Source organism: Rhodoblastus sp. 17X3 (assembly GCF_030056575.1).
GTDB lineage: Bacteria > Pseudomonadota > Alphaproteobacteria > Rhizobiales > Beijerinckiaceae > Rhodoblastus.
The window spans coordinates 26,662-41,083 of the sequence record NZ_JASHHX010000009.1; the positions used below are offsets into that span (position 1 = coordinate 26,662).

At 65.8% G+C, this 14,422-nt stretch carries 14 protein-coding genes; 10 read left to right on the top strand and 4 right to left on the bottom strand.

The features are described 5' to 3' along the window. The first annotated feature begins 2 nt into the window (after positions 1–2). The 9 genes from QM467_RS10240 to thiD all read left to right on the top strand — a co-directional run bounded on the left by QM467_RS10240 (position 3) and on the right by thiD (position 9,006). Complete coding sequence (locus tag QM467_RS10240) at positions 3–152, top strand: cbb3-type cytochrome oxidase subunit 3 (protein ID WP_283366219.1); 150 nt, start codon at positions 3–5, stop codon at positions 150–152. 3 nt (positions 153–155) lie between these two features. Further along, on the top strand, positions 156–1,025 hold the full coding sequence (gene ccoP / locus QM467_RS10245) for a cytochrome-c oxidase, cbb3-type subunit III (protein WP_283366220.1): 870 nt from the start codon (positions 156–158) through the stop codon (positions 1,023–1,025). A gap of 315 nt (positions 1,026–1,340) precedes the next feature. After that, the gene (ccoG, locus tag QM467_RS10250; protein WP_283366221.1) at positions 1,341–2,819 is read left to right on the top strand and encodes a cytochrome c oxidase accessory protein CcoG; all 1,479 of its coding nucleotides are present in this window, start codon (positions 1,341–1,343) and stop codon (positions 2,817–2,819) included. Positions 2,820–2,852: 33 nt separating this feature from the next. After that, the gene (locus QM467_RS10255; protein WP_283366222.1) at positions 2,853–3,356 is read left to right on the top strand and encodes a FixH family protein; all 504 of its coding nucleotides are present in this window, start codon (positions 2,853–2,855) and stop codon (positions 3,354–3,356) included. A 1-nt stretch (position 3,357) separates the two neighbouring features. After that, positions 3,358–5,646 (top strand): heavy metal translocating P-type ATPase, encoded by a 2,289-nt coding sequence (locus QM467_RS10260; protein ID WP_283366223.1) that lies wholly within the window; start codon positions 3,358–3,360, stop codon positions 5,644–5,646. Between the two features lie 27 nt (positions 5,647–5,673). Next, a complete protein-coding gene (gene ccoS / locus QM467_RS10265; RefSeq protein ID WP_283366224.1) occupies positions 5,674–5,826 on the top strand; it encodes a cbb3-type cytochrome oxidase assembly protein CcoS in 153 nt (50 codons plus the stop codon). Next, positions 5,823–7,019, top strand: coding sequence for an MFS transporter (locus QM467_RS10270; protein ID WP_283366225.1), 1,197 nt, complete (start codon positions 5,823–5,825; stop codon positions 7,017–7,019). Before ccoS ends, QM467_RS10270 begins: the two co-directional genes overlap by 4 nt. Positions 7,020–7,261: 242 nt before the next feature. After that, positions 7,262–8,161: a TonB C-terminal domain-containing protein gene (locus QM467_RS10275; RefSeq protein ID WP_283366226.1), complete on the top strand. Its 900-nt coding sequence runs from the start codon at positions 7,262–7,264 to the stop codon at positions 8,159–8,161. 8 nt (positions 8,162–8,169) lie between these two features. After that, positions 8,170–9,006 (top strand): bifunctional hydroxymethylpyrimidine kinase/phosphomethylpyrimidine kinase, encoded by an 837-nt coding sequence (thiD, locus tag QM467_RS10280; RefSeq protein WP_283366227.1) that lies wholly within the window; start codon positions 8,170–8,172, stop codon positions 9,004–9,006. A gap of 34 nt (positions 9,007–9,040) precedes the next feature. Here the strand turns inward: thiD and QM467_RS10285 are convergent, their stop codons facing one another. Beyond that, the gene (locus QM467_RS10285; protein ID WP_283366228.1) at positions 9,041–9,889 is read right to left on the bottom strand and encodes a C40 family peptidase; all 849 of its coding nucleotides are present in this window, start codon (positions 9,887–9,889) and stop codon (positions 9,041–9,043) included. A gap of 56 nt (positions 9,890–9,945) precedes the next feature. After that, on the bottom strand, positions 9,946–11,355 hold the full coding sequence (locus QM467_RS10290) for a leucyl aminopeptidase family protein (RefSeq protein ID WP_283366229.1): 1,410 nt from the start codon (positions 11,353–11,355) through the stop codon (positions 9,946–9,948). Positions 11,356–11,504: 149 nt separating this feature from the next. Here QM467_RS10290 and QM467_RS10295 point away from each other — a divergent pair, with 149 nt between their 5' ends. Continuing rightward, positions 11,505–12,335, top strand: a complete 831-nt coding sequence (locus tag QM467_RS10295; protein WP_283366230.1) for a tetratricopeptide repeat protein — start codon at positions 11,505–11,507, stop codon at positions 12,333–12,335. Positions 12,336–12,412: 77 nt separating this feature from the next. Here the strand turns inward: QM467_RS10295 and QM467_RS10300 are convergent, their stop codons facing one another. Both QM467_RS10300 and QM467_RS10305 read right to left on the bottom strand, forming a co-directional pair. Beyond that, a complete protein-coding gene (locus QM467_RS10300) occupies positions 12,413–13,387 on the bottom strand; it encodes a type II secretion system F family protein (RefSeq protein WP_283366231.1) in 975 nt (324 codons plus the stop codon). A gap of 33 nt (positions 13,388–13,420) precedes the next feature. Further along, complete coding sequence (locus QM467_RS10305) at positions 13,421–14,407, bottom strand: type II secretion system F family protein (RefSeq protein WP_283366232.1); 987 nt, start codon at positions 14,405–14,407, stop codon at positions 13,421–13,423. Positions 14,408–14,422 lie beyond the last annotated feature (15 nt).

The window sequence follows — 14,422 nt, forward strand, 5'->3', positions numbered from 1 at the left end:
ATATGGACTTCGAAGCCATTCTCGGACCGCTGAAATTATTCAGCCTGCTATCGGTCATCATCGCATTCGTCGGCGTCGTCGTCTTTGCGCTGTGGCCCTCCAAAAAGAAGAGCTTCGACGAGGCCGCCCGCCTGCCGCTGAACGAGGATTGAACGATGGTTGACAATACGCATCAAGACATTGACGCGGCCACGGGTACGGCGACCACGGGCCATGAATGGGACGGCATCAAGGAGCTGAATACGCCGCTCCCCAAATGGTGGCTCTATATTCTCTACGCCTGCATCGTCTGGTCGGTGGGCTACTGGTTTCTGTACCCGGCGATTCCGCTCCCCGGTGGCCACACGCCCGGCTTGCTCGGCTGGACGTCGCGCGGGGCGGTCACGGCCGACCTGCAGGAACTCCAGGCCCAGCGCGCCACCCTGGTCGGCCAGCTGAACAAGTCGACTCTGCAGCAGATCGCCGCCGATCCGAAGCTGGCGGAATTCGCCCGCGCTTATGGTCGCTCGTCGTTTGGCGTGAACTGCGCGCCGTGCCATGGCTCGAACGGCCAGGGTTCGGCCGGCTATCCCAATCTCACGGCCGATCGCTGGCTGTGGGGCGGCAAGCTCGACCAGATCAGCCAGACCATCACCCATGGCGCGCGCTCGGGCGATCCGGACGGTCATGAAGGCAACATGCCGGCCTTCGGCAAGGATGGCATCCTGACCAAGGATCAGATCGGTCAGGTCGCGGCCTATGTCGTCTCGCTGTCGACGCCGACCACCGCCGACGTTTCCGCGGGCCAGAAGGTCTTCGCCGAAAATTGCGCGCCTTGCCATGGCGACAACGCCAAGGGCAATCCCGACGTCGGCGCCCCGAACCTGACGACCAAAATCTGGCTCTATGGCGGCGACAAGGCGACGATCCAGGAAACCCTGACCAATGGTCGCGGCGGCCACATGCCAGCCTGGGGCTCCAAGCTCGATCCGGCCACGATCAAGGCCCTCACGGTTTACGTCCACGCGCTGGGCGGCGGCCAATAAAGACTGCGGGCGCGGAGTGGCGTTCAAACGCATCTCCGCGCTCGTTGCGTTAAAAAGCGTCCTCCCGCGCGCCGGCCTGAAATGGGCAAAAAAAGCCAGAAAATGTGCTGAACCTGATCGCCTCTGGCCGGTTTCTTCCGTCAGGACCGCAGAATCTGGACAAAAGGCGAAAAACGAGGCGATTGCGCCCCGCAATCGACCTGCGACAAATTCGCGCGCAATTTACTCGACTCCGACTGCAGGCTTCGGCTTATAAGGGGGAATGATGCGCCGCGCCCTGACCGGAGCGCGGTCAAGCTTTTTCGAGATGGCGAGATGAGCGCGATACCAGGTTTGGGTCTCAAGAAGCCTGCCGCTGTGGCGGCGGAGGGGAATGAAGGCGAGCTATACGAAGCCCGCAAGCAGATCTATCCGCAGAGCGTTTCGGGCACGTTCCGGAACATCAAATGGGCGCTGCTTACGGTCGGAATGCTGGTTTATTATTTCCTGCCCTTCGTCCGCTGGGACCGAGGGCTGGATCTTCCCTCGCAGGCCGTGCTGGTCGATCTCGCCAACGGCCGCTTCTATTTCTTCGGCATCGCGATCTGGCCTCAGGAAGTCTATTATTTCACCGGCCTGCTGATCCTCGCCTCCTTCACCCTCTTCCTGATGAATGCGGTCGCCGGCCGTATCTGGTGCGGCTATCTTTGCCCACAGACAGTCTGGACGGATCTCTTCCTGCTGATCGAACGCTGGACGCAGGGCGACCGCCGCGACCGGATGATAAAGGCCAAGCAGCCCTGGTCTCTCGAAACCGTCACCGAAGCGATTCTCAAACATTCGCTCTGGCTGATGATCGCCTGGTGGACCGGCGGCGCCTGGGTGCTTTATTTCGCCGATGCGCCGACATTGGTGAAGCAGCTCGCGACTTTCCAGGCGCCAGCCCAGGCCTATATCTGGATCCTGATCCTGACGGCATCGACCTATGTCCTCGCCGGCTTCGCCCGCGAGCAGGTCTGCATCTATATGTGTCCCTGGCCGCGCATCCAGGCGGCGCTGACGGACGAATACGCCCTCAACGTCACCTATCGGGTCGATCGCGGCGAGCCGCGCGGCTCGCTCAAGAAGGCCAAGCTACTGCGCGCGGAAGGCAAGCCCGCGGGCGATTGCGTCGATTGCGAGCAATGCGTGGTTGTCTGCCCGACCGGCGTCGACATACGCGGCGGCCTGAACATGGGCTGCATCCAATGCGGCCTGTGCATCGACGCCTGCGACACTGTCATGAAAAAGGTCGGCCGCCCGACCGGGCTGATCGGCTACGACACGGATGACAACATCCGCCGCCGCGCCGAAGGCCTTCCGGCGCTCAAGCCGCAGATCATCCGCCCGCGCACTCTGGTCTATATCGCGCTTATCGTCGCCGTCTCCGCCGCGATGACCTACTCGTTCACGACGCGCCGCAGCCTTGGCGTCGACGTGATGCATGACCGCAATCCGATCTTCGTGAGCCTGTCGGATGGCTCTGTGCGCAACGTCTATACGGTGCGCGTGCTGAATCCGAAGGGCTTCGAGCGCGCCTTCAAGCTTTCGCTGGTCGGCCTGCCGCAGGGCAAGCTGGCGGTGATGGGAGAGCCGGTCGGCGACGAGGCCGGCGTGCCGGTCACCGCGCCGCCGGACCAGACGCTTGAACTCCGCGTGACGGTCACTGTTCCGCCGGACGTCAAACTGCCGCAAAGCACGGCCATTCAGATGATTCTGACCGATATGGCGACCGGCGAGTCCGTCAAGAAGGCGGATTATTTCAAGGCGCCCTGAGCCGAATCGGCTTGGGCCAGAGGACAGGCGATCATGAAGGAAGAAAGCGACTATCGGCCGACGGGCCGGGTTTTGACGGGCCGTATGGTCCTGTTGATGCTCGCCGGTTTTTTCGGCGTGATGCTCGTCGTCAATTTCATCTTCGCGACCTATGCCGTGAAGACGTTCAGCGGCCTCGATTCCGACAATCCCTATGATTCGGGGCTCGCCTATAACAAGGAAATCGCGGCGGCCAGGGCGCAGGCCGAACTCGGCTGGACGGTCGATCTCAACCGCGCGCCGGACGGGAGCGCGACCCAGGTCGCGGTGACGGTCAAGGACAAGGCGGGCCAGCCCGTCACGGGTCTGGACGTCGGGCTGCATTTCTATTTCCCCGCGACCCGCAAGCTCGACCGGCAGGTTTCGGCTTCGCCCGTGGCCGATGGCGTCTATTCCGGCTCTGCGCCCTTGCAGTCGGGCCGCTGGGACGTCGAAGTGACTCTCGGGCGCAATGGCGAGCGGCTGTTCCGTTCGCGCAATCCGTTGATCGTCGAGTAAGATGGCCGCCTCGCCCGATTATTCGCATTTCGTGAAGACCGATGCGGACGGGCGCTCGCGGCTCGATCTGGCGATAGACGGCATTACCTGCGCCGCCTGTCTCGACGATATCGAAACGGCGATGAAGCGTTCGCCCGGCGTCATTCTGGCGCGGCTCAACCTCACCAGCCACCGCCTTGCCGTGACCTTCGACGCCGCCAGCATAGACGCCGGCCGCCTGACCGGCGCGCTGGAGTCGATCGGCTATCGCGCCTATCCCTATGAGCAGCGCCAGGTCGAGGCCGACGAGGCGGCGCGATTCTCGATGCTGCTGAAATGCCTCGGCGTCGCCTTTTTCGCGGCGATGAACATCATGCTGCTGTCGATTTCGGTCTGGTCGGGCGAAGCGACGTCCATGCCGCCCGAGACGCGGGATTTCTTTCATCTTCTGTCCGCCCTGATCGCCTTGCCGGCCGCGGCCTATGCCGGCCAGCCCTTCTATGTCAGCGCCTGGACCTCGCTGCGCCAGGGCCGCCTCAATATGGACGTGCCAATCACCATCGGCGTGTTTCTGGCGCTTGGCCTGTCTGTCTATGAGACGAAGCATCACGCCGAGCACGCCTATTTCGATTCGGCCATCATGCTGCTCACCTTCCTGCTCGCAGGCCGCGTCATGGATCAGGCCATGCGCCGCAAGACCCGCGCGGCCGCCGGAAATCTTGCGGCGCTCAAGGGCGAAAACGCGTTGCGATTCGCGCCCGGGGCGGGTGAGGGACAAGAAAAAGACGCCGACAATCTCACACTCGTTCCCGTTGCGGCGCTGGCCGAAGGCGACCGGGTGCTGGTGCGCGCCGGCGAACGCATTCCGGCGGACGGCGTCATCGAGCAGGGCGCGAGCGCGGTGGACGAAAGCGCGATCACCGGCGAGACGCTCGGCAAGCCCGTAACCCCCGGCGACAATATTTATGCTGGCTCGATCAATGGCGAGGGCGCGCTGACCGTTCGCGTGACGGCGGCGGGCCATTCCTCGCTGATCGACGAAGCGGCGCGGCTGATCGACGCCGCAGGCGCCGCTCGCTCGCGCTACATGCGGCTCGCCGATCGCGTGTCGCGGCTCTACGCGCCGGTCGTTCATCTCACGGCGCTGACGACCGGCCTGACCTGGTGGGCTTTCGGGGCCAGCGCCCATGATGCGCTGGTGATCGCGATCTCCGTGCTCATCATCACCTGTCCCTGCGCTCTCGCTCTGGCGGTGCCCACCGTGCAGGCCATGGCCTCCGGCGCCTTCTTCCGCGCCGGGCTGTTCGTCAATGACGCCGCCGGTCTGGAAAAGCTCGGCGAGGTCGATCACGTCATTTTCGACAAGACCGGGACGCTCACCTTGCCGGAGCCCCGCGTCGCCAATGGGGACGAGATCGCGCCCGATCTGCTCGAACTCGCCGGAAGGCTCGCCCATTCCAGCAGCCATCCGCTGGCCCTCGCCCTTGCCCGTTCGGCCCGCGCCGCGGCGCCGCTGGCCGATGTGCGCGAGACGCCGGGGCAGGGCGTTGCGGCGCCTTATGGCGACGGCGAGGCGCGCCTGGGCTCGGCCGCCTTCTGCGGCGCGACTGCGCCGGGCGGCGAAGCCGACGCCAGCGCCATTTTCATCCGGCAAGGCGAGCGCTGGGCGCGCCTTCTGATCCGCCAGACCCTGCGGCCGGACGCGGGGAAGGTCGTGGCCCATCTGCGCAGAAAGGGGCTGAAAATCGCGATTCTCTCGGGCGACCGGCCCGAGGCCGTGGCGCCCATTGCGCGCGAGCTTGGCGTCGAGACATGGCGCGGCGGACTGAAGCCGGCGGAAAAGATCGCCTTCATCGAGGATCTGGCCAGCAAGGGCGCCAAGGCGCTGATGGTCGGCGACGGCCTGAACGACGCCCCCGCGCTCGCCGCGGCCCATGCGTCGATCTCGCCAATCGACGCCGTCCACCTTACCCAGACGCAGGCCGACGCCGTCTTTTTGGGTGAGAGGCTGGCGCCCGTCGCCGCCGCGCTGGCCATTGCGGATCAGGCGCGCAAGTTGATGCGCCAGAACCTCGCGCTCGCCATCGGCTATAATTTCATCGCCGTGCCGGTGGCCATGGCGGGGCACGCCTCGCCGCTGTTCGCCGCTCTGGCCATGTCCGGCTCGTCGATCCTGGTCACGCTTAACGCGCTGCGCTTGCGCGGGCCGGGCAAAGGGGTCAATCTCCTGCTGCAAGAGGCGCGGGGTGGAAGCCCCTCGGCGCCGAGACCGGGCGCGCCGCCGGCGGCAACAGCCGCCTCCTCCGCCTGAAGCGCGGAAACTCAACGGATTTGCGCGATGAACGTCCTGATCATTCTGATTCCCGCCGCGCTCGCCCTGGGCCTTGTCGCCCTCTATGGCTTGTTCTGGTCGCTCAGGCGCGGGCAATATGAGGATCTCGAAGGCTCTGCCTATCGCATCCTGCAAGACGACGATATCGAGAAGAAATGACCGCCTTCGACCGCCCCGCGCCCGGCAGGGAATCCCGGGACAGGATCGACGAGGCTCCCGCGGCGCGCGCCGGGCGCATGGCCTGTTTCTGCCCGCCCGGCGCCCCGGCGCCGGGGGCGGCGCTCGACGCCGGGCGCTGGAGCCCAGGCGTCGCGACGCTCGCGGCGGGTTTCGCGCTCTCGGTGCTCTCGCAAAGCCTGACGCTTGGCGTGCTGCCGTTGGCGGGCCGCCTGCTAGCCCCCGAGCCCCACCTCATGGCCGCGCCCTATGTGGCGATGCTGCTCGGCGCGGCGACCGCGACCTTTCCCGCCTCGTTTCTGCTCGACGCTTTCGGGCGGCGCGCGGCGCTCGCGCTCGGCGCGAGCCTCGGCGTGGCCGGCGGCCTGATCATGGCCTGGGCGCTCAGCGCCAATCTGTTCGCCCCTTTCTGCCTCGGCGCCTTCTGGCTCGGCGTCGCGCAGGGTTTTTCCTTGTTCTACCGCCATGAGGCCGCGCTGGGCGCGACGCCGGCCGAGCGGACGCGCGCCGCGATCATCGTGTTCGGCAGCGGCGCCTTCGCCGGTCTGGCCGGTCCTGCCCTGGCCTATGTCGTGGCGCAAGCCGCGCCAGCCTCGCTCTTCGCCGCGACGGCGCTCGCCGCCGCGCTCGCGCAGGTGCTCGTGCTCATTCTCGCCGTGCTGACCACGGCCCGCGCGCCGGTGCTGCCGCGCCAGTCGCCGCGGACCGAAAGCCCGCCGGACTGGCGCGCCTTTGTCGCGCCGACGCTGCTCGCCGGCCTCGCCTGGTTCGGCATGACGGCGGCCATGGTCGCCGCGCCCGGCGCCATGGCCGGCTGCGGCATCGGCGTTCCGGTCGTGTTCAGCGCCATCTCCTGGCATGTCGTCGCCATGTATGCGCCGGCCTTTTTCACCGGCCTCGCAGCGCGCCGGATGGGCGCCCAGACCGTGGCCGCGCTCGGCCTCGCGATGATCGCTGCAGCCTGGGCAATCGAAGCTTTCGCCAATGATTATTGGCGTTTCGCGGCGGCGTTGATCGTCGTGGCCATCGGCTGGAGCTTCGCCACGGCGGGGGCTTCATTGCGTCTCTACGGCCGCGCCCGTCCGTCGCGGGCCATGCTGGCGGCGCATGACGCGGTCCTTTTTCTTTCGGCCATCGCCGGGGCGATTTTCGCCGCCATCTGGCTGCTTCCATAACGATCCCTCAAGCGCGAGACGTTCCGCCTTTGCCGCGCTGCGCGTTACGCCCCTTTGTCCGTCGCCGCCCATGTCATTGGCTCCGGCGCCTCCCTCGGATCGCCGGCGCCATGGCGGCGGCTTTCCAGGCGCTGGCGCAGAGAGCGTTTTTATTCTCTTTTCCGAGCGCGAAGGCCAAACCCGCCTCTGTCTGCTATAGAAGCCAGACTGACCCTGAAGCTCTTCCCAGCGCAGACGGATTCATGCAACTCGCCGCCTCGACCGAACAACGTCTGCTTGAAAAACCGCCGCGCGCGCCGGCGGCGGACCGGCGCCGCCTTGGTTTGATCGTGCTGGCGTGCCTTTTCGCCCATTTGGCTGCGATTTCGCTTTTCGTCCGGTTCGATAGGCCGGCGCGTCCCGCGCCGACGGAGGAGGAAACCGCCGTCGAAGTCATCGTCGAGCCGCCGCCCAAGGCGCCGGATCCGGCTCCCGCTCCGGAGACCGCCAAGGACCGCGAACAGCCGATGAAACAGGCCGTGCTGGACGAGAAGGAGGCGACGGACGCGCCGCGCGCCAGTGACGAAAAGTCCGAAAAGGACGTTCGCGCGGAGGCTCCGCATGCCGCACAGGCGGCGGCGAAGGCGGATTCGGCGGCAGTTGCGCGCAAACCGGCCAATCCGGAACAGGCCAAAGCTGCCGAGCAACTGGCGCAACAGCCGAAGAACGATCAGGCCGAGGGCGATCCTCGCCCGGAGGCGCCGGAACAGACGAAAGCGCAAAAGGACCCGCTCTTGCCGGAAAAGCCCCCGGCGCCGGCGACGCCGAGCTTCGCTTCGTCGAGCGACGCGCTGGCCGCGGCCTTGCGCTATGCGCCCGTCGGCGGCGGAAATGCGGAAGCGACCTATCTTTCCACGGTGTACGGCCTACTCGCCCGCCATCTGAACTTGCAGAAACTTATCGCGGGGCGCCCTCATACACCGGGCGAAATCGTCTTCGCGATCGATTATGGCGGCGCTTTCGTCGGCGCAAAACTGACCAAGTCGTCCGGGCTCCGCGACGTTGACGCCGCCGCTATGGCCGCGCTGCGGGCGGCCGGACCCTTTCCGTTGCCGCCGACCGGAGGCGGCCTGACCCTGAGTTTCAAATTCGCGGGCCAATAGGAGGTTCCATGACCGCAGTCGCCAAGATCCTTTCCATCGCGGGCTCGGACCCTTCCGGCGGCGCCGGCGTGCAGGGCGACATCAAGACCTTCTCCGCGCTGGGCTGTTACGGCATGGCGGCGGTGACGGCGCTCACCGCACAGAACACGCTCGGCGTGCAGGGCGTGCAGGTGGTCGCTCCCGAATTCGTTGCCGCGCAGATCGAATCGGTCTTTTCCGACATTGCGGTCGACGCGGTGAAGATCGGCATGATCGGCTCGGTCGCGAATGTCGAGGCCATCGCCGCGCAATTGCTGCGTTTCAAGGCGGCGAATGTCGTGCTCGATCCGGTCATGGTCGCCACCGGCGGGCATAGTCTCGGTGGCGACGAACTGGTCGGGCCGATCCGCGACAAGCTGTTTCCGCTGGCGCGGCTGGTGACGCCCAATCTCATCGAGAGCGCGCTGCTGGCGGGCGACCGCATGCCGGAGGAGCCGGGCGACATGCGCGCGATCGCGCTCAAGCTTCATGCGCTAGGCGCGCCCGCCGTTCTCGTCAAGGGCGGCCATCTGCCCGACGGCGCGGCCTACGACCTGCTCTATGACGGCGCCGAATTCACGGAATTTTCCGCGCCACGCGTGGCGACGCGCAATAATCACGGCACCGGCTGCGCCTTGTCATCGGCGATCGCGGCGCGGCTCGGGCAGGGCGCGGAGCTGAAACAGGCCATAGCGGACGCCAAGGCCTTCCTCAGCGGCGCGCTCGAAGCCGGAAAGGCGTTCGAGATCGGGGCCGGTCACGGCCCCCCGCACCATTTCTTCGCTCTATGGCGAGATCGCGCCGTTTCCCTCGGGGGAAACGGCTAGGGGCGAATGCTCGCGACCAGCAAAAGAAACTCGATCAGACCCGTCTGATCGCCGTGATGTCCGAGCCATTGTTGGAACGGACGCGGTCGCGAACGGCCGAGAGCAATTCGCTGGCGACGGTCATGCTATGGGCGTTGGCGTGAATCAGCAGCTGCTCGTTCTGCATGATGCCGACATGGCCGGGCCAGAACACAAGATCGCCGCGCCGCACGCCGCGCAGGTTTTCCCCGACATTGGCGGGGCGGCCGAGCTGGGTCTCCATCATGTCGGTGTCGCGCGGCGCGGCGACGCCCACCGCCGCGAGCGTCACCTGGACGAGGCCCGAGCAGTCGATCCCGACATCGGTCTTGCCGCCCCAGAGATAGGGCGTGTGGAGGAACATTTCGGCCAGACCGGCGAAATCGCTCAGCGGCCTGTTGTTCGGGGCCAGATGACGCGTGAAAATGAAGCCGCCGGTATGGGTTTCCGCGAAATTGCCGGTGGCTGAGATGATCTGCACCTCGGCGTTGAAGGGCAGGGCGTCGAGCGGCGGGGATTTAAGATCCGGCGCCGAATAGACGAGGGTGTGGCGCGAGCGCACGCGATGGTTGGGCTTTGCGATCCGCTCGGTGAGGGCGTGGGATTCGACATAGCCTACATAGCGGTCGCGATCGAGCTGGCACCAGCTCCAGCCGTTCTTATCCTCATAGACGATCAGCGTCTCGCCATGGAGAGCCTGGGTGTCGGTGGCGGCCTCGTCGGACGGGGAGCGGCGCAGATCCGCATAGGAGGCGCTGACCTGCATACGGCGGCCGGGAACATAGGTTTCCGCCTGTACGGTGTCGCGCAGATGTTCGGCGGCGAGATCGGGCCGCGCCGGCGTCAGTCTCTGGTCGTAATTCAATTCTTCACTCCCGCCCGCCCGTCGGGGCAGACCGTATAGATATTACCCTTTTCGGGTTACCGAAGCTTTGCTGCGCCGAATTTCTCGCGCGCCAGGCTGAGGATGAGCCGCGCCGCCTGGGCTTCGCCGCCCTCCGGCCGGCCGGGCCGCGCGGACGGGGTCCAGCCGTAGACGTCGAAATGGACCCAGGCCCCTGCCTTGCCGACGAAGCGGCGCAGGAATAGAGCCGCCGTGATGGAGCCAGCCATGCCGCCGGCCGGCGCATTGGTCAGGTCCGCGATCTTGCCGTCGAGCTTTGCATCATAGGCGCTCCACAGCGGCAGACGCCAGACCGGATCGTTCACAGCCTCGCCATGGCGCGCGATGTCGGCGGCCAGTGCGTCGTCATCGGTAAAGAAGGGCGGCAGGTCAGGTCCGAGCGCGACGCGGGCGGCGCCGGTGAGCGTGGCGAAATCGAGCAGGAGCTCCGGCTCGTCCTCGTCGGCGAGCGCCAGCGCGTCGGCGAGAATCAGGCGGCCTTCCGCGTCGGTGTTGCCGATCTCGACCGTGAGGCCCTTGCGCGAGGGATAGACGTCGCCGGGGCGGAACGCCTCGCCCGAGACGGAATTCTCGACAATGGGAATGAGCAGCCGCAGCGACGCGTCGATATCCGCCGCCATGATCATGGCGGCCGCAGCAAGCGCCGTGGCGGCGCCGCCCATGTCCTTCTTCATCAGGCCCATGGCGCTTTCCGGCTTGATGTCGAGGCCGCCGGAATCGAAACAGACGCCCTTGCCGACCAGAGCCAGCTTGCGCGCCCGCTCCGGCTTCCAGCGCAATTCGACCAGGCGCGGCGCGCGCGGCGAACCCTTGCCGACCGCGTGGATGAGCGGAAAGCCCTGCTCCAGCGCCTCGCCGCGAGTGACCTCGACGCTGGCGCCGAAACGCTCCGCGACGGCGCGAATGGCGGCTTCCAGCTCGTCGGGGCCGAGATCGTTGGCGGGCGTGTCGATGAGGTCGCGCCCCAAAGCGATGCAGCTGGCGATGGTCTCGATCGCGGCGGCGTCGATTCCTTCGGGCGCGATCAGGCGCGGCGCTTCGCGCCGGCTCTTGTAGCGGGCGTAGAGCCGCCCGCCAAGGAGGAAGGCGAGCGCGGCGAGATCTGGCCTGACCGGCGCCGAGGCGAGGCGATAGGCGCCGGAGGGCAGCAGGCCCGCCAGGGCGCCGAGCTGGAATGGATCGGCCTTGGCGCTCGCGTCGATGAAGAAGACGGCGCCCGGCCCGCCCCCCGACGTCACGAACCAGAGCAGGCGGCCATTCTTGGCCTCGAACCCGGTCGCGGCGGCGAATCGAAGCGCCTCCGGCGGGAGATCTGGCGCCGTTTCGGGCGCCTTCAGCGCGGCGGCGAAGGACTTGGCCTCGGCCAGCCAGACGGGGACGCCATCTTCCCCGGGCTTCGCGAAATTCAGGGCAGGCAATTCAAACATCGAAAATGGCGCTCCGTCCGGCGGCGCAGGGCCCTGAAGGCCCCGGCGCATTAACGCTCTATTAGTCTATTAACGCTCTATTAGGGTTAACGAAATATTCATTGCAACTGAAGCACGAAACAGCCTCTGCGGCTGGGGGAAAGCGGAACATGGGTGGAGCCTTCATCAAGCCGCGCGCGCTCGGCGGCGTCGCCATTGTCGCGCTGCTGGCTCTTTCGGGCTGCAAGACGATGAGCGTGGACGACATGACCGCCTCGATCGGGGCGCCAAGCAAGCCGGCTTCGTCCTCGCCGCAGGATTTGCGCGCCTTTTCCGAGCAATTGCAACAACGCTACGAAGCGCATCCCGACGACAAGCGGATCGCGATGGCCTATGCGAAATCGCTGCGCGCCCGCGATCTCAACGATCAGGCGGCGGCGGTGCTGCAGAATGTCGCGATCAAATATCCGCGCGACCGCGAAGTCCTCGCCGCCTATGGCAAGGCGCTGGCCGACGCCGGCCAGTTGCAGCAGGCGCAGGGCGTGCTCGAAGGCGCCGATTCGCCCGACGATCCCAACTGGTCGGTGGTCTCCACGCGCGGCTCGATCGCGGACCAGCTCGGCGACCACAAGGCGGCGCAGAACTATTACGAAACAGCGCTGAAAATCGCGCCCGGCGAGCCTTCGGTTCTTTCCAACCTGGGCCTGTCCTACGCCCTGGCGCGCGATCTGCCGCAGGCTGAAAGCGTGTTGCGCGAGGCTTCGTCGAGCCCTCGCGCCGACATGCGGGTGCGGCAGAACCTCGCTTTGGTGCTGGCCTTGCGGGGCAAGTTCCCGGAAGCCGAGCAGGTGTCGGAGCGCGATTTGCCGCCACAGCAGGCCAAGGAAAATGTCGCGGCGATTCGCCAGATGATTTCGCAATCCAACGCCTGGCGCGACATCCAGACCGCATCGGCCGGCAAGAAGTTGGAGCGGATGAACCTCGACGCCGCCGCGCGCTGACGACGCCTTTTCTCTTCCCCGCGAAATAAATCAGGCGGCCCGTTTTGCGGGCCGCCTTTTTCTGGCTCTAGGCCTTGTCAGTAGTTGCGCGAGATCTGGATGGCCGCCGGCGTCAGGATGACGGCAAAGAGAACGGGCAGGAAGAACAGGATCATCGGCACGGTCAGCTTCGGCGGCAGCGACGCCGCTTTTTTCTCGGCTTCCATCATGCGCTGGTCGCGCGATTCCTGGGAGACCACGCGCAGCGCGGTGCCGAGCGGCGTGCCGTATTTCTCGGCCTGGATGAGCGAGGTAACGATGTTCTTCACGCCGTCGAGTCCGGTCCGCTTGTAGAAATTGTCATAGGCCGTGCGGCGGTCGGGCAGATAGGACAGCTCGGCCGTGGTCAGGGTGAATTCCTCGGCGAGCGGGATCGAGCGCACGCCGATTTCCGTGCTGACGCGCCGGAAACTCTGTTCGATCGACATGCCGGATTCGACGCAGATCAGAAGCAGGTCGAGGGCGTCCGGAAAGGCGCGCCTCATGCTGAACTGGCGCTTCGAAATATTGTTGGCGACGAAGATTTCCGGTCCCTTGAATCCGGCATAGGCGACGCACATCACGATCGACAGGCGCATCATGAAGGTCCAGTCGTTTTCGACCAGGACGAAGGCATAGAGCGCGCCGACCAGCAGGAAGGTGATGGGCGTCACGAGCCGGAAGAACAGGAAGCCGATTTCGGCCTGCGGGCCGCGATAGCCCGCCATGGTCAGCTTGGCCTTGGCCTGGTCCGTGCCAAGCCATTTCGACAGGCTGAACTTGTCGACCACGTCCTTCATATAGGCTTTGGGCGTCTGGCGCAGCTTGCCGGAATTGCGGTTCATCAGCTTTTCGCGCTCGCGCGCGCGGATGCGCTCGCGCTCCGAGGCGACCAGCTTCATCCGGTCTTCCAGCTTGTCGCCTTCGAGCACGGGCAGGCCGATGGAGATCAGGCTCGCGACGGTGAAGACGCCCACGAGCAAAGCGACCAGGGTTTTCTGATCCGAAAGTTTTTCGACGAGCAGATTCAGCATCGCGAGCAGCCTTGCTTGGTCCCGCGCCCGACGTCAGATGTCGAACGCAATCATTTTCTGCATGATGAATATGCCGAACCCCATGACGGCCGCGCAGATCGCCAGGACGACGCGGCCGGTTTCGGTGATCCAGAGCAGTTCGATGTAACGCGGGCTCGTCACATAGACGAGCAGACCGACGACGATCGGCAGGGCGCCGATGATCATGGCCGAGGCCTTGGCCTCGGAGGAAATCGCCTTCACCTTGTCGCGCATCTTCTTGCGTTCGCGCAGCACGCGCGAAAGATTGGTCAGCGCTTCCGCGAGATTGCCGCCCGATTTCTGCTGGATGGCGATCACGATTGCGAAGAAATTTGCTTCGGGCGTGGGAATGCGCTGGGGCATGCGCTCAACGGCCTCTGCGATTGAAAGGCCGAGCGTCTGGGCCTCGACGATCTGGCGGAATTCCGAGCGCACCGGCTCGCCGGATTCAGCCGCGATGATCCGGACGCAATCGTTCAGCGGCAGGCCGGCCCGGACGCCGCGGATGATAACGTCGATGGCGTTGGGAAACTCGATGCCGAATTTCTTCATGCGCCGGTTGGTGACGAATTTCAAAATGAAATTGGGCAGGCCGAAGCCGCCGATGACGACGCCAGCGAGCGCGACCGGCGCGCTGCGGGTGATGACGAACAGCAGCAGGGTGACGACGAGGGCCGCGCCGGCTGAGGCGGCGATGAAATTCGTGCGGGTGAGTTCGAGACCCGATTGCGCGATGCGGGTCTCCAGCGTGATCTTTTTCTTCTCGGCGCTGCGCTGTTCGAGCTCCTTGAGGCTGTCCGTCACCTGCTTGCGGCGCGCGGTCGCGTCCACGATCCTTTCGGCGCCGGTGGCGCGTCGCCCGCCCGCGCGCGCGGTGATCTGCGCATGACGCTTTTCCGCGAGCGCCTCACCGGTCAGATAGGGGAAGACGAAGATGTAGAACACCCCCGCGATGGAGACCACGAAAAGGGCGATGATGAGAAAAGAGCGAAGGTCCATAGCGTCAGATCTCCG

What these genes read in the sequence shown, in the direction of transcription:
- QM467_RS10240 (WP_283366219.1), top strand. Translation starts at nt 3, where the DNA reads ATGGACTTCGAAGCCATTCTCGGACCGCTGAAATTATTCAGCCTGCTA.
- ccoP (WP_283366220.1), top strand. Translation starts at nt 156, where the DNA reads ATGGTTGACAATACGCATCAAGACATTGACGCGGCCACGGGTACGGCG.
- ccoG (WP_283366221.1), top strand. Translation starts at nt 1,341, where the DNA reads ATGAGCGCGATACCAGGTTTGGGTCTCAAGAAGCCTGCCGCTGTGGCG.
- QM467_RS10255 (WP_283366222.1), top strand. Translation starts at nt 2,853, where the DNA reads ATGAAGGAAGAAAGCGACTATCGGCCGACGGGCCGGGTTTTGACGGGC.
- QM467_RS10260 (WP_283366223.1), top strand. Translation starts at nt 3,358, where the DNA reads ATGGCCGCCTCGCCCGATTATTCGCATTTCGTGAAGACCGATGCGGAC.
- ccoS (WP_283366224.1), top strand. Translation starts at nt 5,674, where the DNA reads ATGAACGTCCTGATCATTCTGATTCCCGCCGCGCTCGCCCTGGGCCTT.
- QM467_RS10270 (WP_283366225.1), top strand. Translation starts at nt 5,823, where the DNA reads ATGACCGCCTTCGACCGCCCCGCGCCCGGCAGGGAATCCCGGGACAGG.
- QM467_RS10275 (WP_283366226.1), top strand. Translation starts at nt 7,262, where the DNA reads ATGCAACTCGCCGCCTCGACCGAACAACGTCTGCTTGAAAAACCGCCG.
- thiD (WP_283366227.1), top strand. Translation starts at nt 8,170, where the DNA reads ATGACCGCAGTCGCCAAGATCCTTTCCATCGCGGGCTCGGACCCTTCC.
- QM467_RS10290 (WP_283366229.1), bottom strand. Translation starts at nt 11,355, where the DNA reads ATGTTTGAATTGCCTGCCCTGAATTTCGCGAAGCCCGGGGAAGATGGC.
- QM467_RS10295 (WP_283366230.1), top strand. Translation starts at nt 11,505, where the DNA reads ATGGGTGGAGCCTTCATCAAGCCGCGCGCGCTCGGCGGCGTCGCCATT.
- QM467_RS10300 (WP_283366231.1), bottom strand. Translation starts at nt 13,387, where the DNA reads ATGCTGAATCTGCTCGTCGAAAAACTTTCGGATCAGAAAACCCTGGTC.
- QM467_RS10305 (WP_283366232.1), bottom strand. Translation starts at nt 14,407, where the DNA reads ATGGACCTTCGCTCTTTTCTCATCATCGCCCTTTTCGTGGTCTCCATC.